Origin of the sequence: Cryobacterium suzukii, assembly GCF_004403185.1 — a bacterium.
Taxonomy (GTDB): Bacteria; Actinomycetota; Actinomycetes; order Actinomycetales; family Microbacteriaceae; genus Cryobacterium; species Cryobacterium suzukii.
Window position 1 is genome coordinate 50,658 of sequence record NZ_SOHJ01000014.1, and the last position, 17,722, is coordinate 68,379.

15 protein-coding genes are annotated in these 17,722 nt (G+C 65.1%); 7 read left to right on the plus strand and 8 right to left on the minus strand.

What is annotated here, in order from left to right:
• Positions 1-25: 25 nt before the first annotated feature.
• The 5 genes from E3T39_RS14045 to E3T39_RS14065 form a co-directional block, all read right to left on the minus strand.
• A complete protein-coding gene (locus E3T39_RS14045) occupies positions 26-1,363 on the minus strand; it encodes a hypothetical protein (protein WP_134516376.1) in 1,338 nt (445 codons plus the stop codon).
• Positions 1,360-2,529: a sensor histidine kinase gene (locus E3T39_RS14050; protein ID WP_134516378.1), complete on the minus strand. Its 1,170-nt coding sequence runs from the start codon at positions 2,527-2,529 to the stop codon at positions 1,360-1,362. The genes E3T39_RS14045 and E3T39_RS14050 overlap by 4 nt, the downstream gene beginning before the upstream one ends.
• 71 nt (positions 2,530-2,600) lie before the next feature.
• Positions 2,601-3,803: a homoserine O-acetyltransferase MetX gene (gene metX, locus E3T39_RS14055; protein ID WP_134516380.1), complete on the minus strand. Its 1,203-nt coding sequence runs from the start codon at positions 3,801-3,803 to the stop codon at positions 2,601-2,603.
• A 73-nt stretch (positions 3,804-3,876) separates the two neighbouring features.
• Positions 3,877-5,208: a bifunctional o-acetylhomoserine/o-acetylserine sulfhydrylase gene (locus E3T39_RS14060; protein WP_241979722.1), complete on the minus strand. Its 1,332-nt coding sequence runs from the start codon at positions 5,206-5,208 to the stop codon at positions 3,877-3,879.
• 112 nt (positions 5,209-5,320) lie between these two features.
• Positions 5,321-6,418 (minus strand): acyltransferase family protein, encoded by a 1,098-nt coding sequence (locus tag E3T39_RS14065; protein WP_198416140.1) that lies wholly within the window; start codon positions 6,416-6,418, stop codon positions 5,321-5,323.
• 29 nt (positions 6,419-6,447) lie between these two features.
• On the opposite strand from E3T39_RS14065, the gene E3T39_RS14070 reads away from it, so the two are divergent.
• Positions 6,448-7,230: an SDR family NAD(P)-dependent oxidoreductase gene (locus E3T39_RS14070; RefSeq protein ID WP_174845140.1), complete on the plus strand. Its 783-nt coding sequence runs from the start codon at positions 6,448-6,450 to the stop codon at positions 7,228-7,230.
• A gap of 716 nt (positions 7,231-7,946) precedes the next feature.
• On the opposite strand, the gene E3T39_RS14075 is transcribed toward E3T39_RS14070, so the two are convergent.
• The 3 genes from E3T39_RS14075 to E3T39_RS14085 form a co-directional block, all read right to left on the minus strand.
• Entirely contained in the window at positions 7,947-9,563 is a 1,617-nt protein-coding gene (locus tag E3T39_RS14075; RefSeq protein WP_134516386.1) for a solute symporter family protein, read from the minus strand.
• Positions 9,560-9,907: a DUF485 domain-containing protein gene (locus E3T39_RS14080; protein WP_134516388.1), complete on the minus strand. Its 348-nt coding sequence runs from the start codon at positions 9,905-9,907 to the stop codon at positions 9,560-9,562. The genes E3T39_RS14075 and E3T39_RS14080 overlap by 4 nt, the downstream gene beginning before the upstream one ends.
• A gap of 90 nt (positions 9,908-9,997) precedes the next feature.
• On the minus strand, positions 9,998-11,929 hold the full coding sequence (locus E3T39_RS14085) for an AMP-binding protein (protein ID WP_134516390.1): 1,932 nt from the start codon (positions 11,927-11,929) through the stop codon (positions 9,998-10,000).
• A 106-nt stretch (positions 11,930-12,035) separates the two neighbouring features.
• Between E3T39_RS14085 and E3T39_RS14090 the strand changes: the two genes are divergently transcribed.
• The 6 genes from E3T39_RS14090 to E3T39_RS14115 all read left to right on the plus strand — a co-directional run bounded on the left by E3T39_RS14090 (position 12,036) and on the right by E3T39_RS14115 (position 17,715).
• Positions 12,036-12,707 carry a GntR family transcriptional regulator gene (locus E3T39_RS14090; RefSeq protein ID WP_134516392.1) on the plus strand — a complete coding sequence of 224 codons (672 nt, stop codon included), beginning with the start codon at positions 12,036-12,038 and terminating at the stop codon, positions 12,705-12,707.
• Between the two features lie 39 nt (positions 12,708-12,746).
• Positions 12,747-14,282 (plus strand): MmgE/PrpD family protein, encoded by a 1,536-nt coding sequence (locus tag E3T39_RS14095; protein WP_134516394.1) that lies wholly within the window; start codon positions 12,747-12,749, stop codon positions 14,280-14,282.
• A complete protein-coding gene (gene prpB, locus E3T39_RS14100) occupies positions 14,282-15,229 on the plus strand; it encodes a methylisocitrate lyase (protein WP_134516396.1) in 948 nt (315 codons plus the stop codon). The genes E3T39_RS14095 and prpB overlap by 1 nt, the downstream gene beginning before the upstream one ends.
• Positions 15,222-16,361, plus strand: a complete 1,140-nt coding sequence (locus E3T39_RS14105) for a bifunctional 2-methylcitrate synthase/citrate synthase (RefSeq protein ID WP_134516398.1) — start codon at positions 15,222-15,224, stop codon at positions 16,359-16,361. Before prpB ends, E3T39_RS14105 begins: the two co-directional genes overlap by 8 nt.
• Positions 16,362-16,447: 86 nt before the next feature.
• Positions 16,448-17,011, plus strand: a complete 564-nt coding sequence (locus E3T39_RS14110) for a phosphoribosyltransferase (protein ID WP_134516400.1) — start codon at positions 16,448-16,450, stop codon at positions 17,009-17,011.
• A complete protein-coding gene (locus E3T39_RS14115) occupies positions 17,008-17,715 on the plus strand; it encodes a Type 1 glutamine amidotransferase-like domain-containing protein (RefSeq protein WP_134516402.1) in 708 nt (235 codons plus the stop codon). The genes E3T39_RS14110 and E3T39_RS14115 overlap by 4 nt, the downstream gene beginning before the upstream one ends.
• Positions 17,716-17,722 lie beyond the last annotated feature (7 nt).

Below are 17,722 nucleotides of genomic sequence, written 5' to 3' on the forward strand. Positions count from 1 at the left end.
CACCATAGCGGCAAACTGCCCCGTACTAGGCATCTGCCGGATTGTCTACGCTGCACTCGATGTCTACCCTCAGACTACCGGCGCGATTTGAATCCACATGAGGTCCAACGGCCCTAATTGCCTGCCAGGTTTCTGGATCGACACGCCGCCTGGACACCCCCGTTGTGGTCAGTTCGATCGCAAAATGCACCTTGCGGTGCACGCCCGCCCCATGTGTGGGGGCAATTGGTCCAAGGCGGAGCGAAATGGATGCCCCTGACCGCGCCGTATCCCCGATGAGGAGCCAAATCGTCAGCAACAGCCCATCGCGTTGCGGCGGGGAGAGCAGTCCGGCCAGGCCGGCCGGATCGCTGAGTGCGACAACCGGGCCGAGAAATTCACTCTCGGTGATGGCATGGTGCAGCCACGTTTCGGTGCGTCCCTCGATCAGGTGCAGTCGAAGCTGCGTGGCCAGGGAAGCGGCCGTCGTCGCCGCCGACGGTGCGAGTGGCAGCGCGGTGCGGCCCTGGGCTACATCGTCGAGCAGGGTCTCGGCGTCGAGGTCGAGCCTGGCCAACTGCTCGGAGGCGAGCATCCCGACCGCGAATCGCGGCTGGGAAACCGTACTCTGCACCAGCACGAGGTCGAGTTCGCGCTGCACCATGCGCCGAAAAGCCTGCACGATGCTGGCACCGACCAAAGGTGGCGCGACAGCGAGGGCGATGGAGAGAATATCGGGGCCGAGCGTGAGTAGATCGGTGCGCGTTTTGAACAGTGTGCCAGCGCTCATGGCCAGGCCGAGGGCGACGGTGGCCATGGTGATATCGCCGGTCTCTCGCAGCGTCACGATTGACAGCAGGAAGGCGCCGACGGCGGGTGATGCGGTCGGAAAGTCGCCGGCCCCTGCCATCCCCCACGACCCGGCCAAATCCAGGGCCACCACCACCGCGCAGGCACCGAGGGCGGCCAGGAACAACCAGAGCGGCAGGCGGGACGCCAGTTTGTGCACGGTGATGTTCACGGCCACGGCGGTCGCCAGCAGAATCACCCAGGCCAGAATGCTGAGCACCGGAAGGTGCGCCGGGTCAGACTGGATGATCAGCCGCACGAGCAGGAACACAGCGATGCACGCCCCGCTGACGCTCATGCCGATACCGAGGTGACGGGCGCCCAAACCGTTCTGGTCCGACCGAAAGACGGTGATGCGGCCGTCACCGCGCAGAATCGTGCGTGGAAATCGTAAGGGCAACAGGTCAGCTCGGGTGCGCCGGTCAGCGGATGCCGGTGGCCAGCTGCGTTCGGAGGACCCGCCGAGCAGACGTAAGCCAACACCGCGTGCCCGCGGGTGGGTTGGAATGGGCGCGGTGTCGTTGAACTGGCTCACTTCGGAACCTCCAGCACCACAGTGGTTCCAGCCCCGGGCGACGAGAACAGGCGGGCATTGCCTCCGATATCCCGAAGCCGGGCAATGACCGATTCGGCAACGCCGAGCCGCTCAGAACCGACCTGGCCGAGGTCGAAGCCGACCCCGGTATCGGTGACCATCGCGCGAACGGTGCTGTCGTCATCCGTTATCGTCACGTCTGCGTGGTCGACACCGGAGTGACGACGCACGTTTTCGAGGCATTCCGAGAGGGCGAGGAGAAAGGAATCCAAAACGCTACTGTGCAGCTGTACCTGACCGCTGCCGTGCCAGTTGACGGTGAGGCCCAGGCGTTCAAAGCGCTGACGCACAGCGTCCAGGGTGTCACCGAGAGTGAGCACCGACGCCGATTCCAGGCTGTAGGCCCCGGAACGAAGCGGCGTCGGCAGCCCGCCGAGGCGTAGCTGGCGCAGTAGCCTGGCATCATCTCCGGCCTGTTTTTGCAGTGCCATCGGGCTCACCCCGACACCCGAGTGGGCGAGTAGGGTCAGCGTGGCGAGCACAGTGTCGTGCAACAGGCGGGCATCCTGGCGACGCTGAGCCTCCAGCTCGCTCGCATGCCGCTCGGCCCGGTGGGCGCGGCCGATCGCGGCGATGCGATGCATCACCCGGGGCACGCTCTGTGCGATCCACCAGGAGGCGAGAGTAAAGGCCAGCCACATGCTCACGGTCAGGGCCAGCAGCACCGTGCGGTCGGGCGCATCGACCGTCACCGCGGCCACGGTGGAGACGGTCAACACGAAACATGCCACGAGCAACAGCAATCGGCGCGGGCTGGTGAGCAGCACCGAAGCGACAGCGCACATCGGCGCGGTGGACACCATGCCGATGACACTTTCCTCGATCAAATTCAGCGGAACGCCGGGATGGCTGGTGAAACCCACGATGAGAATGATCGCTTCCCCGCTGAGCACGGTCAGAACGGCCCAGCGCAGCGCCCCGGTACTTCCGAGCAGGTATTGGCCAGCGGCCATCAGCAGCACGAGCACGACAGACCAGAGGCGTGCGTCGGCCTCCAGACCGCCAGGTACCAGCACGCACGCCAGCGTTGTTGCCGAACCAACGAGCCCCCCTGCCTGCACCGCTCTGCGCAGGAGACGGTCGCGCTCCTTGACGATGCGTTGCATGGGTGCCTGTCCGGTTGGAAATGAACGTGTTCTATCAGCACCATACCGGGCGACGCACGCGTGGGCTCGACTTAGTGCAACACCCGCTGAATCTGGGCTCCGATTGCCTCATTCTCAATGAGGAAGCCATCGTGACCATAGCCGGATTGCAGAACCACCGCGGTGGGTCCATCAATATTGTTTGTCAGGTGCGCGGCGATCGTGCGCTGGCCATCGACTGGAAAGAGGCGGTCGCTGTCGATTCCGACGACGACCGAGCGGGCGCTGATCCGTCCGAGGGCGGCCGCGACGCCGCCGCGTCCGCGTCCGACATCGTGGGAGTTCATGGCTTCGACCAACACGATGTAGCTGTTGGCGTCGAAACGTCGAGTGAATTTATTGCCGTGAAAGTCGAGGTACGATTCCACGGCGAAGCGGCCGTTGGCGCCGAGCGGACTGATGCCGCTCTGCCAGCCCCGCGCGAAGCGGGCGTTCAGCTCGGCCGGGCTTCGGTAGTTGAGCAGGGCCATTCTGCGGGCGAGGGCCAGCCCGCGCGTCGGGCCATCGCCATCCGCTTCGTCGTAATAGTCGCCGGCACGAAACGCCGGGTCGGTGCGAATGGCCTCGATTTGCACCGAATTGAGCGCGATCTGGTCGGCGGTCGTGATTGGAGGCGCGGCCAAAATGATGAGGCGTTCAACCCGGTCGGGGGTCTCGATCGCCCATTCGAGGGCGTGCATGCCGCCCATCGAACCGCCGATGACGGCCGCCCAGCGGTCGATGCCGAGCTGATCGCTAAAGACTCGCTGTGCGCTCACCTGGTCGCGAATGGTCAGATAGGGAAAGCGGATGCCCCACTCCAGCCCGTCGGGCGCGAGCGAGGCCGGGCCGGTGCTGCCCTGGCAGCCGCCAAGCATATTCGGCGCCACCACGAACCACCGGTCGGTGTCGATGGCGAGGCCGGGGCCGACGATACCGTCCCACCAGCCGCCCGTTTCCTGGCCTGGACCGGGGGCGCCGGCCAGATGGCTGTCGCCGGTGAGGGCGTGCAGCACGAGCACAGCGTTGTCGCCGGTCGGGCTCAACGTGCCCCAGGTTTCATAGGCGAGGCGCACCGCGGGCAGGCTACCCCCGGCCTCGAAGTTGAGGGGGCCGAGGTTCAGGAATTGGCGGTGGCCGATCGGGTCGCCGTCGCGCCAGGCGCCGGTGGCCGGAGGCTTGCCAAGCACCGAGCGCGCCTGGGCTTCGGTGATGAAGCTCGACGGGACCGTGTCTGCTGACGATTGCCATTCCATAGACGTCCATTCTGTCGGTCGAATGAACAGCCCGGGCGTATGTTACGTCGTACGCCCGGGCGAAGAGAGCCCGTCAGGCGTCGGTGCGCTGGTGCTTCACGACGGCGCGGGCTGCCTCGAGGCCGACCTCAAGGTCGGCCTTGAGGTCGGCGACGTTCTCGATGCCCACGGAGAGCCGCACCAGCCCGGGAGTGACTCCGGCCGTCAGCTGCTGCTCAGGGGTGAGCTGGGCGTGCGTAGTGGATGCCGGGTGAATGACCAGGGAACGTACATCACCGATGTTGGCGAGATGGCTGAACAGGCTGAGGTTGTCGACGAGGGCGCGGCCGGCTGCGACACCGCCCTTGAGTTCGAACGAGAGCACGGCACCGACGCCGAGCGGGGCGTACTTGTTGGCGTTGGCATACCAGGGGCTCGACGGCAGTCCGGCGTAGTTCACCGAGGCAATATCGTCGTGGTTATCGAGCCACTCGGCGATGTCCTGGGCGTTCTGCACGTGGCGTTCGATGCGCAGACTGAGCGTCTCGATGCCCTGGATGAGCTGCCACGCGCTCGCCGGGGCGATGGCGCTGCCGAGGTCGCGCAACAGCTGTACGCGGGCCTTAATGATGTAGGCGATGCCGTCGCCGACCGCCGTGGTGTAGCTCGCGCCGTGGTACGACGGGTCGGGTTCGGTCAGGCCGGGGAATTTCTCCACGTTCTTCGACCACTCGAATTTGCCGCCGTCCACGAGCACTCCGCCAATGATGGTGCCATGGCCGCCGAGGAACTTCGTGGCCGAGTGCACGATAATGTCGGCGCCGTGCTCGAACGGGCGAATCAGGTACGGGGTGGCGATGGTGTTGTCGACGATCAGCGGAATGCCGGCCGCGTGGGCGACATCCGCTACCAGGGAAATGTCGAGCACGTTGATGCGCGGGTTGCCAATGGTCTCGGCGAAGAACAGCTTGGTATTCGGGCGCACCGCGCGCTGCCATTCGACCGCGTCGTCCTGGTCCTCGACGAAGGTGACCTCGATGCCGAGCTTGGCGAGGGTGTACTTGAACAGGTTGTAGGTGCCGCCGTAGATCGAGCTCGACGACACGATGTGGTCGCCGGCCTGCGCAATGTTCAACACCGCAAAAGTGGATGCCGACTGGCCGCTGGACAGCAGCAGCGCCGCGGTTCCGCCCTCGAGCGCGGCGACGCGCTCTTCGACGACGGCCTGCGTGGGGTTCTGGATGCGGGTGTAGATGTTGCCGAATTCGGCCAGCGCGAATAGATTCTGGGCGTGCTCGGCGCTGTTGAACACGTACGACGTGGTCTGGTAGATCGGGGTGGCGCGCGCGTTCGTAACCGGGTCGGGACGAGCGCCGGAATGAACCTGTTTGGTCTCAAACTTCCACGATGAAGAATTGTCGGTCACGATAGCCTCCGCGTCATTCAGCGCGGACTGTCCAGCGCTCTGGCCCGAGCATAAAGAGGCCCGAATGGCCGTGCAAGGGCTCGCGAAACACAACGTCATGTTGCGCGAGCGCCTACTTGCGCTCGCGATGCGGCAACACGATCGTGCCGGTCGGCGTCGTCGCCGTCGCCCGGAACAGCCACCGTGCTTTCGGTTGGACCAGGGGTCGAACCAGCCGTCGAACGACGGGCTGCGCCAGCAGGACGGAGGTGACCACGCTCAGCACGATCATGCCCGGCAACACCCACGCGGGCTGTGGGCCGTCGAGCACACCCGTCTCCCGCAACGGGTACAGCACGAAGGTGTGCAGCAGGTAGATGTACATGGTGGCCGCGCCCAGGTCGGTGAACCAGGTCGTGCGCCGCGGAATCAGCATGAGGAACGCCGCGATGAGCGCAAATGCGAGCAGCATGACGGCCAAACGGAGGCCGCCGGCCCACCACGCGGAATAGTCAAACGTGGCGTACGCCTCGTCATAGAGCAGGAATCGGCGCACCTGCAGGGTACGCATGGTCTCTATGTTGAGCCCGATCAGCAGGTAGAGCAGGGCGAACAGCCCGATCGCTCCGGCACGCCAACGCCAGATCAGGCTATCGCGCAGTTCGAGCCAGGTATCGGTCAGCTGCCACTGGCGCAGCTTCCAGCCGAAGACGAAAAACGGCAACAGCCCGAGGGTGCGGGACAGGGCGAACGTACCGTCGATATTCGGCAGGTAGCCGACCCCGATCGAGATAACAATGCTGATGATGAGGGGATAGCGCAGCACCACGAGGTACGGCAGGACAATCCGCCACATCACCAGGGCGAGTAGAAACCACAGCGTCCAGCTCGCTGTGGAATAGTCCAGCACGAACTTGCCGCCGAGGATCCAGCGCAGCACCGTCCAGATCGTCTCGAAGATGAGGTACGGAAAGACGATGTCGGTGAGCAGCCGGTGCATCTGCCGCGCGTCTGATGCTCCCGACTTGGCGAAGTAGCCGCTCACGGCCACGAAAACCGGCACGTGGAAGGCATAGATGAACAGATAAAGCGCATAGGCGACGTCCGCCTCGCCGATGAGTTTGAGAATCGCGTGGCCGATCACCACGAGGGTGACCGCGACCCAGCGCGCGTTATCCCAGAGGGGTACGCGACGCTTCTGCGGCGGGGTGGTGGTGTCCAGTGCGCTCATTGACACCATTCTCCCGCCACAATGGAGAAATGAGTACTCGACGAGTGGTTGTGACCGGAGCAAGTTCAGGAATTGGAGCAGCGACGGCACGCCTGTTCCGGCAGCATGGCTGGAACGTGGTGGGGGTCGCGCGGCGTGCCGACCGCCTCAAAACGCTGCAAGCCGAAACCGGAGCGGATGTCTTCACCGCCGACCTCACGCTGCAAGCGGATGTCGACGCCTTGCGTGACTACCTCGCCGCCAGCGGCCCGGTACACGCACTGGTCAACAATGCCGGCGGGGCCAAGGGTCTTGACTCGGTCGAGGCCGGCAGCATCGAAGACTGGGCCTGGATGTTTGAGATCAACGTTCTCGCCGTCAAGCGGGTCACCACGGCCATTCTTCCGCTGCTGCGCGCCGGCATCGACTCCGGGGCCGGATCGGCCGATATCGTGACGGTGACCTCGATTGCCGGGCACGTGGCCTACCTCGGCGGTGGCGGGTACAACGCCGCCAAGTTCGCCGCGCACGCGATGACCGAGGTGCTGCGCCTCGAACTCTCCGGCGAGCCGATTCGGGTGATCGAGATCGCGCCGGGCATGGTCAAAACGGATGAGTTCGGTCTCGTTCGCTTCGACGGTGACGCCGACAAGGCCTTCGCAGCCTACGACAACGTGCCAGACCCGCTCTCGGCAGAGGACATCGCCGAGACCATCGTCTCGAGCGTTGAGCGGCCGGCACATGTGAACCTCGACCTGATCGTGATCAAGCCGGTCGCCCAGGCGGCTCCGACCCGCATCGCCCGTGGCGAGCTGAAGGTGCGCGAGGAGTAATCGTGCGGGCTGCGGGCTGCGGGCTGCGGGCTTCGGCTGCGGGCTTCGCGGGGTGACCGGGGCTTGTCGGCGCGGCCCGCGGCGTCGACGGGTCATCCGCTCCTCGCTCAAAACTCGCCACCCCGCGGAAAACCCGCCGCCGCTCCCCTCAACCCGTCGCCGCCCTTCCTCTGCACCTGTGGCGCGCGGGACTTGTGCCAATTCGCGGGGGCTGCGCCGCTGCGCGGGAGCTGAGGAGTGGGCATCCGTTGGGCTGGATCACGCTACGCGGGACCTGCGCCAGTGCGCGGGACTTGTGGCCTGGCCAGAACTCCCGCGCCACGCGTCGCGCGGGAGCTACGCCAGTGCGCGGGAGTTGGGCCTCCCGCGCAGCGGCGCAACTCCCGCGCAGCGGCGCAACTCCCGCGCACCGTGAAGTGGTGGCATCCTGGCCGTCGCCGCCCTTGGAGCTGAGCCATCTCGTCGACTTATTGAGCCGCTTTTCACTCGAGCGGGCCACCCAACCTGCGTAACCGTGTCTGCGGATCGCCCCCATTCGCGGCTTCTCGGCCCGGGCGCGTGTACGTAAAACCGGTTGAATTGCGACACGCCGGACTCGGCATGCTTAGAACACGGCGTGTCGCGAAATTCACCGGTCTTACGTACCGAAATCCCGACAGAAAACGGGCCGGACAGGAGGGGAATCCTGGCCGGCCCGTTCGTCGTACCGCGGGGGGTTAGTGCTCGACGGCCTTTTCGGCGCCGTGCCCGGTGAGCGAGCGCACTGCCATCTCGGCGGCGAGCGACGGGCTCTCCTTCGTGGTGCTGGTGACCGACCCGAGCCAGCCGAGGAAGAATCCGAGCGGGATCGAGACGATGCCGGGGTTGCTGAGCGGGAAGATCGCAAAGTCCACGGCCTCGCCGAACATGGAGGTGGGCGTGCCCGAGAACACCGGCGAGAAGATGATCAGCAGAACGGCCGAGGACAATCCGCCGTACATGCTCCAGACCGCGCCGCGGGTCGTGAAACGACGCCAGAACAGGGAGTAGAGGATGGTCGGCAGGTTGGCGCTCGCCGCGACCGCAAAGGCCAGGGCAACCAGGAAGGCGATGTTCTGCCCCTGCACGCCGATACCGCCGGCGATGGCGAGAACACCAATCACAACAACCGTGCGACGGGCGACCTTGACCTCGTCGTCGGGGTTGCCCTTGCCCTTCTTGATGACGGAGCCATAGATATCGTGCGCGAAGCTCGTTGCCGCCGTGATCGTGATGCCGGCCACAACGGCCAGGATTGTCGCGAACGCGATGGCCGAGATGAAGCCGAGCAACAGCGGTCCGCCGAGGGCGAGCGCGAGCAGCGGGGCTGCCGAATTCACTCCGCCGGGAGCGGCCTCGATGGTTTCCGCACCGACGAGCGACGCGGCACCGAAGCCGAGCACCAGGGTGAAGATGTAGAACGCGCCGATGAGCCAAATGGCCCAGACGACCGAACGTCGAGCTTCCTTCGCGGTCGGAACCGTATAGAAGCGCATGAGTACGTGCGGCAGTCCGGCGGTTCCAAGAACCAGGGCGAGGGCGAGCGAGATGAAGTCGAGCGGGTTCGCGCCGTACTTCAGGCCGGGGGCCAGGATGTCTGCACCGGCGGCGGAAACGGCGACTGCGCTGTCAAGCAGGGTCGACAGGCTGAAACCATTGATCGCGAGTACCCAGACGGTCATCGCGAAAGCGCCGATGATGAGCAGGAATGCCTTGACGATCTGCACCCAGGTGGTGCCCTTCATGCCGCCGACCAGTACGTAGACGATCATGAGGCCACCGACGACGGTGACCACGATGGACTGGCCGAGCTTGTCATTGATGCCGAGAAGCAGTGAGACGAGTCCGCCGGCACCGGCCATCTGGGCGAGCAGGTAGAAGAAGCAGACGGCCAGGGTGGTCGTGGCTGCTGCCATGCGCACGGGGCCCTGCTTCAACCGGAAGGAGAGCACGTCGGCCATGGTGAACTTGGCCGTGTTGCGCATGAGCTCGGCAACGAGCAGGAGGGCGACGAGCCAGGCAACGAGGAACCCGATCGAGTACATGAAGCCGTCGTACCCGGTGACGGCGATCGCGCCGACGATGCCGAGGAACGATGCCGCCGACAGGTAGTCGCCGGCGATGGCGAAACCGTTCTGCGGTCCGGTGAAGGACCGGCCGCCCGCGTAGTAGTCCGCGGCCGTCTTATTGTTGCGGCCGGAACGGATCACGATGATCAGCGTCACGGCCACGAAGGCCAGGAAGATCGAGATGTTCAGGACCGGGTTGTTCTCAACCGGTTTGACCGTTGCGGCCAAAATCTGCAAAGCGTTCATCGCTGTTCCATCCGCTCAAGTTCGCCGCGAAGATCTTCGGTCAGGGGGTCGATCTTGCGGTTGGCGAAGGTCACGTAGCTCATCGTGATGGCGAACGTCGTGACGAATTGCGCGAGGCCGAGGAGCAGGCCGATGTTGATGCTGCCGAAGACCGGCGTCGCCATGAAATCGTGCGCGTAGGCGGCCGCGAGAACGTAGGCGATGTACCAGACCAGGAAGAAGATCGAGAGCGGAACCACGAAGCGGTTGCGGGTCTTCTTCATGTGGAGGAACTGGGGCGTTTTCTCATACGCCTCATAATCGATGCGGGACTTTGGTGGGGCGTCTTTCACTGATTCACTCATGGGGCTTCCTTGCCTAGAGAACGGAAAATACGGGGTTCGGGAAAAGTCAGGGGTGCGCGGTGTGGATGGGAAGTGGTCGTAACCGATCGTTTACGAAACGGATGCTGACAGCGCCCGTTTCAGATCGTCGAGAACGGTGGGGTCTTCGATGGTGGGAGGGACGGAATATTCTTCACCGTCGACGATCTGCCGAATGGTTTTACGAAGAATTTTCCCCGACCGCGTTTTGGGCAGTCGGTCGAGTATAGTCACGTCGCGAAACGCGGCGACCGGGCCGACATGCTCGCGCACCAGGGCGACGAGCTCTGCGGCGAGAACGGTGTGGTCGACACGACTGCCGGCCTTCAGCGTGACGAAACCAGCGGCACGTTGGCCCTTGAGTGGGTCGTGCACGCCGAGTACTGCGCACTCGGCGACGGCCGGGTGCAGCGTGAGGACCTCTTCGAGGGAACCGGTCGAGAGCCGGTGCCCGGCAACGTTGATTACGTCGTCGGTGCGACCCATCACGAATAGGTAGCCATCGGTATCGAAATGACCGGAGTCACCCGTGGCGTAGTAGCCGGGGAAAGCGGTCAGGTAAGAACTTTTGAAGCGTTCCTCGCTGCCCCAGACCCCGAGAAGGGTGCCCGGTGGCAGCGGAAGTCGGATGGCGATGTTGCCGTCCTTGCCGATCTTTTCGATCGGCCGGCCCTTGGAATCGAGAATGGCAATGTCGTACCCGGGCACCGGGACGGTGGCAGAGCCCGGCTTCGTCGGCAGCTCTTCGATGCCGAGCAGGTTGGCGCAGATCGCCCACCCGGTCTCGGTCTGCCACCAGTGGTCGACAACCGGGCAGTGCAACCCGTCGTTGGCCCAGTGAAAGGTTTCGGGGTCGAGGCGTTCCCCAGCCAGGAACAGGCTGGTCAGGCTGGATACGTCGTGGTTCTTCAGCTCGAGCAGGTCGGGGTCGACGCGACGGATGGCTCGAATGGCGGTGGGCGCAGTAAACAGCACCTTCACTTTGTAGTCGTCGACGACTCGCCAGAACGCCCCGGCGTCGGGGGTTCCGATGGGTTTGCCCTCATAGATCACAGTGGTAGCGCCGGCCAGGAGCGGCGCATAGACGATGTAGGAGTGGCCGACCACCCAGCCGACATCGGAAGCGGCCCAATACACGTCGCCGTGTCCCACGTTGTAAACATTGCGCATCGACCAGTTCAGGGCCACCGCGTGGCCGCCGTTGTCGCGAACTATGCCCTTGGGCTCTCCGGTCGTGCCGGATGTATAGAGAATGTACAGCGGATCCTCGGACCGCATGGCAACCGGGTCGGCCGGCGCGGCCTTGGCCTCCTCGTCGGCCCAGTCCAGCCACAGGGTATCCGTGGAGCCGTCGTGGTAATCCGTGGCTGAGCCAGGAATACTCTCTCGGTCGCGCACGATGACGGTGTGCACCGACCCCTGGCTCAAGGCAATGGCCTTCTCTACGAGCGGCAGGTACTCAATGATGCGACCGGGTTCGAGACCACCGGATGCCGTGACGATGACACTGGGACGAGCATCATCAATGCGCACGGCGAGTTCCGTCGCGGCGAAACCGCCGAATACAACGGAGTGCACCGCGCCGATGCGAGCGCAGGCGAGCATGGCGACGACGGCTTCGGGGATCATCGGCAGGTAGATGATGACCCGGTCGCCCGTACCGACGCCGTTGGCGCGAAGGGCGCCGGCGAATTTAGCGACCCGACCGAGCAGGTCAAGGTAGCTGATCTGCACGCGGGTGCCGGTCATCGCGGAGTCGTAGATCAATGCCGTGTGGGCGCCGCGGCCGGCCAAAACGTGCCGGTCGAGAGCGTTGTAGCTCGTGTTGAGTGTTCCCCCGGGAAACCAGCTTCCGGTTGCCGTGCCCTTGCCGTCAACGGCAAGGGCACTCGTGGGCTGCGTGATCCACTCGATGCCGGCGGCAGCCTCCAGCCAGAAGTCCTCCGGCGCCGACATGCTGCGTCGCCAAGCCTCCCGGTAGCCCCCGCCTGATTCGCCGTTCATGTAAACCTTCTCCATCGAAGTTGCTCTGTATACAAAGAGTGCTTGAAGTATTGCATATAACCCGGCAATGTGGAATAGGATCGCTCTTGTGTATACAGAAACCGCAATGGTGGGGTTAGGCGCACCGCTTCGAGCCAGCGAGCGGGCGTACCGTCAGTTGCGCGGGGAGATTCTCAACGGACTCCTCGCCCCCGGCGCAGCCCTGCTTGAAGTCGAACAGGCAGAGCGCATTGGCGTATCCCGCACTCCGCTGCGCGAAGCCGTGGCTCGATTAATCGCCGACGGCCTCGTCGTGGGACGCCGCGGTCGTGGCTTCGAGGTGACCGACATCTCCGTTGACAGTATCTCCGAACTGTACGAACTGCGCCAGGCGCTCGAGGTGCAGGCCATTCGTTTGGCTGCCACTCGGCGCGACCCCGCACCGTTTCTGGAACTCCGCGACGCCTTTGTGACGGCCCCTGAGCTTCTGGACCAGGGCGATATCGGTGTGCACCGCTACTACGTGCTCATCGACGAACTCGAAGACGCCGTCGATGCGGCCGTCGAAAATCCTTTTCTGGTCGGCGCCCTGCGCGCCGTTCGCACCCACCTGGCCCGCATTCGTCGGCTGGCCCGCAGAAATCCGCTGCGGCTTCGTGCCGCAGCCGCCGAGCACCTGCTGATTATCGACGCCATTATTGCCGGCGACCCGTCGCTGGCAGCCCATGCCACCCATATTCATCTTCACCAAAGCCTCTTGAGCGTCCTCGCGGCGATCGAAGAGGACTCGGAACAGTAGTCGACTAACGACTTCGGCCGACCAACGAAGGGATCCACCGTGCAGCAATACCATGTTCGAGTTCACAAGAGCGACGAGAATCTGGCCCGCGAGGACCAGCTGGCCTGGAAGATCGCCGAGGTCGCCGCCGACCCCGCTGCGGTCTCCGAGGAAGTGACCGAGATGGTCATCAACCGCGTGATCGACAACGCTTCCGTTGCCGCGGCCAGCCTGACCCGTCGCCCGGTGATCGCTGCTCGCTCGCAGGCACTCGCACACCCGCGTTCCAACGGTGGCGATGGCGCGAGCGTGTTCGGCCTCCCACCGGCACGCCGGGTTTCCCCGGAGTGGGCAGCCTGGGCCAACGGCGTCGCCGTTCGCGAACTCGACTACCACGACACCTTTCTGGCCGCCGAATATTCCCACCCGGGCGACAACATCCCACCGATCACGGCCGTCGCCCAGCACCTCGCGGCGTCGCGCGGCCTGACCGGCAGCGACCTGATTCGCGGCATCGCTACCGGCTACGAGATCCAGATTGACCTGGTGAAATCGATCAGCCTGCACGCGCACAAGATCGACCACGTTGCCCACCTCGGCCCGTCGGTCGCTGCCGGCATCGGAACCCTCCTCGGCCTCGACAAGGAAATCATCTTCCAAGCCGTCGGCCAGGCACTGCACACCACGACCGCCACTCGCCAGTCGAGAAAGGGCGAAATCTCCTCCTGGAAGGCGCACGCGCCGGCATTCGCAGGCAAGATGGCCGTCGAAGCCGTTGACCGTGCGCTCCGCGGTGAAACCAGCCCGACTCCGATCTACGAGGGCGAGGATGGCGTCATCGCCTGGCTGCTCGACGGACCAGACGGCTCCTACGACGTGTCGCTGCCAGCCGCCGGCAGCATCAAACGCGCCATTCTCGACAGTTACACCAAGGAGCACTCGGCCGAGTACCAGGCGCAGGCCTGGATCGACCTCGCCCGCAGGCTGCATAACGAGCACCCCGAGCTTCTCGTGGCCGGCGCGATTAAGAACATCGTCATCCATACCAGCCACCACACGCACTACGTGATCGGTTCCGGCGCCAACGACCCGCAGAAATATGACCCCACCGCGAGCCGCGAAACCCTCGACCACTCCATTCCCTATATCTTCACGGTGGCCCTGCAGGACGGAACCTGGAACCACGTCGACTCCTACAGCCCCGAGCGTGCCGGCCGCCCCGACACGATCGCGCTGTGGAACACCGTCACTACGACCGAAGACCAGGAATGGACGCGTCGTTACCACTCCCTGGACCCGGCCGAGAAGGCCTTCGGCGGTCGCGTCGAAATCGAACTCAGCAATGGAACCCGCCTGGTTGACGAGATCGCCGTCGCCGACGCGCATCCGCTCGGCGCTCGTCCCTTCGCTCGCGCGGAGTACATCAACAAATTCCGCACGCTGGCCGCGCCGGTGATGGAGGAATTCGAGATCGAACGGTTCCTCGCCCTGGCGCAGCGCCTACCGGAGCTTGGGGCCCCCGACCTTGGCGGGCTGACCATCGTGGCCAAGCCGGGACTGCTCTCCGCCCTCGCCACCCCGAAGGGGATCTTCTAATGCTGTACGCCGGCACGACCGCCGCTGATAAGCGCATTGCCCTGCGCGCGGGATTGGCGAGCGGAAAGATTCTGCGCTATCCCGGCGCGTTCAACCCGCTCTCCGCCAAGCTCATCCAAAAGAAGGGATTCGAGGGCGTCTACATCTCGGGCGCCGTGCTCTCGGCCGATCTGGGCCTGCCCGACATCGGCCTGACCACCCTCACCGAGGTGGCCGGCCGGTCGCAGCAGATCGCCCGCATGACCGACCTGCCGGCGATCGTCGACGCCGATACCGGATTTGGCGAGCCGATGAACGTGGCACGCACCATCCAGACCCTCGAAGACGCGGGACTTGCCGGCATGCACATCGAGGACCAGGTCAACCCGAAACGCTGCGGCCACCTCGATGGCAAGCAGGTCGTGGACGCCGACACCGCGATCAAGCGCATCCGCGCCGCGGTCGATGCGCGCCGGGACGCGAACTTCCTCGTGATGGCGCGCACCGATATCCGTGCCGTTGATGGCCTGGATGCCGCCGTCACCAGGGCCAAGCAGCTGCAGGATGCCGGGGCTGACGCGATCTTCCCCGAGGCGATGGGCAGCCTGGCCGAGTTCGAAACGATTCGGGCCGCCGTGTCGGTGCCGATCCTGGCGAACATGACCGAGTTCGGCAAGGGCGAGCTGTACACCGTGCAGCAGCTCGAAGACGTGGGCATGAACCTGGTGATCTTTCCGGTGTCGTTGCTACGCCTCGCGATGGGCTCCGCCGCACGCGGACTCGACGCGATCGAACAGACGGGCTCTCTCACCACGATGCTGCCCGAGATGCAGCACCGCGCCGACCTGTACGAATTGCTCGACTATGCGTCGTATAGCCAGTTCGATTCGGGTATCTTCGATTTCACTCTGAACCCACACATTTCGACGCTCAGTTCGGCGCGAGGTCTAAAGGAGCACCATGTCTGACACCGAAACACTGGCACCACACGTCTATAAGGGTCTCACCGGCGTCGTCGTCGACACGACAGCGGTCTCCAAGGTGAACCCGGAGACCAACTCGCTGCTGTACCGGGGCTATCCGGTGCAGGAGCTCGCGGCCAAGAAGAGCTTCGAAGAGGTCGCCTACCTGCTCTGGCACGGAGAGCTTCCCACCGACTCGCAGCTCGCCGACTTCGAGGCGCTCGAGCGGTCGCTGCGCCATCTGAGCCCGGTAGTGAAGCGAATCATCGACGAGCTGCCGCTGACCGCGCACCCGATGGACGTCGTGCGCACCGCGGTGAGCGTCATCGGCGCGAGCGACCCGGATGCCGAGGACCCCTCGCCGGAATCCGACCTCGCCAAATCGATTCGCCTGCTCGCGCAGCTGCCCGCGATCGTCTCCTACGACCAGCGGCGTCGGCACGGTCTCGATCTGGTCGAACCGCGCGACGATCTCGGTTACTCGGCGAACTTTCTGCACATGACCTTCGGTGAGGTGCCGGAACTCGTCGTCGTCAACGCCTTCGACGTGTCGATGATTCTCTATGCCGAGCACTCGTTCAACGCCTCCACATTCACCGCACGGGTCATCACCTCGACCCTGTCCGATTTGTATTCGGCCGTGACCGGTGCGGTCGGGGCGCTCAAGGGAGCCCTGCACGGCGGCGCCAACGAGGCCGTCATGCACACCTTCACCGAGATCGGTCTCGGTCAAGGTGCGGCAGAGCGGGCCGAACCGTGGCTGGCCCAGGCGCTCGCCGAAAAGCGCAAGATCATGGGCTTCGGGCACCGCGTCTACAAGAACGGCGACTCGCGGGTTCCGACGATGCGTGCCTCGCTCGTCACCCTGGTCGAGCACTACCAGAAGCCGGAGCTGCTCGAACTCTACGAAGCCCTCGAGACGGCGATGACCACCCGAAAGGCCATCTTGCCCAACCTCGACTACCCGTCGGGTCCCGCCTATCACCTGATGGGCTTCGACACCCTCACCTTCACGCCCATCTTCGTCGCGGCGCGGATCACCGGGTGGACGGCGCACATCATGGAGCAGAAGAAGAGCAACGCGCTCATCCGCCCGCTGTCGGCCTATAACGGCGTCGACCAGCGCCAGGTTCCGTAGCGCTTCTTTCGAAAGCGGGTGCTGCGCGGCCAGCTGGCCGCGCAGCACCCGCTTCGTGCGAGCTCAGACATAGCTAGCATTGACGGATGACACTTGATGCCCAGGATGCGCCCACTCCGCCCGTGATCGACCGCGAAATTCTGCAGTGGACCGACTTCGCGGCCGCGTCCCGCGAGTTGGCCGTGCGCGTGCGGGCGAGCGGTTTTCACCCGGATGTCGTGATCGCCATCGCCCGCGGCGGACTGCTGCTGGCCGGCGCCGTGTCGTATGCGCTCGGCACGAAGAACTGCGGCAGCATCAACGTGGAGTTCTACACCGGCATCGACGAACGACTGCCAGAGCCGGTGTTGTCGGCCCCGATGCTCGACGCCCCGGCCCTCGCCGGCAAGCGGGTTCTGCTCGTCGACGACGTCTCCGACTCTGGCCACACCCTCGCGCTCGTGCTGCGCCTGCTCGGCGAGACGGCTATGGAGGTGCGCACCGCGACGCTCTATACCAAGCCGCGCACGGTGCATGCGCCCGATTTCACCTGGCGCGAGACCGACAAGTGGATCGTGTTCCCCTGGTCGGCGCTGCCGCCGGTTGCGGGCGCCCCCGACAGCATCGTGTCTGAAGCGCTCACCGCAGCGACGGCCGAGGTCGCCGCGTGAGCGTGCATCTGGTCGGCGGCGGGGGAGATCCCGCGCACGACGCCGAAATCTTCGAAACGTTCCTGTCCGAGATCACGGCTCAGGCCTCCGGGGCCGGCCGCGACGAACCGATTGTCGCGATAATTACCGTGGGTCCCGGCAGCGCCCACGCCGAGGAACTGGCCGAGTCGCTCGGCGACAGCGTGCAGACCCGCCGCACCGTTCTCGCTCCCGGCGATACCGCCGCCCTCACGGCGATTTCCGCGGTCGACGGGATCATTATCGGCGGCGGGGTGACGCCCGACTATCTCGCCGCAGTGCTGCCGATTGCCGGCGAGATTCGTCGTCAGGTGTCCAGTGGCGTGCCCTACCTCGGCTTCTCGGCCGGCGCCATGATCGCGGCCGAACGTGCCCTCGTCGGCGGCTGGCGTATCGGCGGCGTCGAGGTCACGCCGGAACACGTCTCGGAGGGCCTCGATGAAATCACCCTGGCCCAGGGGATCGGCCTGCTCGACGTCACGGTCGACGTGCACGCTGCCCAGTCCGGCAGCCTGTCCCGACTGATCGCGGCGACCGAGGCCGGCCTGATCGACGGCGGCCTGGCCATCGACGAAAATACCGTGCTCGTGGTCGGCGAGGGCGCGCTCGGTGTGCTCGGCGCCGGCAGCGTCTGGCGGGTCAGTCAGGCCGACGGTGGCGTGCTCGTGAGCACCATCGGCGCCTGACCGACTC

What these genes read in the sequence shown, in the direction of transcription:
- E3T39_RS14050 (WP_134516378.1), bottom strand. Translation starts at nt 2,529, where the DNA reads ATGCAACGCATCGTCAAGGAGCGCGACCGTCTCCTGCGCAGAGCGGTG.
- metX (WP_134516380.1), bottom strand. Translation starts at nt 3,803, where the DNA reads ATGGAATGGCAATCGTCAGCAGACACGGTCCCGTCGAGCTTCATCACC.
- E3T39_RS14065 (WP_198416140.1), bottom strand. Translation starts at nt 6,418, where the DNA reads ATGAGCGCACTGGACACCACCACCCCGCCGCAGAAGCGTCGCGTACCC.
- E3T39_RS14070 (WP_174845140.1), top strand. Translation starts at nt 6,448, where the DNA reads ATGAGTACTCGACGAGTGGTTGTGACCGGAGCAAGTTCAGGAATTGGA.
- E3T39_RS14075 (WP_134516386.1), bottom strand. Translation starts at nt 9,563, where the DNA reads ATGAACGCTTTGCAGATTTTGGCCGCAACGGTCAAACCGGTTGAGAAC.
- E3T39_RS14080 (WP_134516388.1), bottom strand. Translation starts at nt 9,907, where the DNA reads ATGAGTGAATCAGTGAAAGACGCCCCACCAAAGTCCCGCATCGATTAT.
- E3T39_RS14085 (WP_134516390.1), bottom strand. Translation starts at nt 11,929, where the DNA reads ATGAACGGCGAATCAGGCGGGGGCTACCGGGAGGCTTGGCGACGCAGC.
- E3T39_RS14090 (WP_134516392.1), top strand. Translation starts at nt 12,036, where the DNA reads ATGGTGGGGTTAGGCGCACCGCTTCGAGCCAGCGAGCGGGCGTACCGT.
- prpB (WP_134516396.1), top strand. Translation starts at nt 14,282, where the DNA reads ATGCTGTACGCCGGCACGACCGCCGCTGATAAGCGCATTGCCCTGCGC.
- E3T39_RS14105 (WP_134516398.1), top strand. Translation starts at nt 15,222, where the DNA reads ATGTCTGACACCGAAACACTGGCACCACACGTCTATAAGGGTCTCACC.
- E3T39_RS14110 (WP_134516400.1), top strand. Translation starts at nt 16,448, where the DNA reads ATGACACTTGATGCCCAGGATGCGCCCACTCCGCCCGTGATCGACCGC.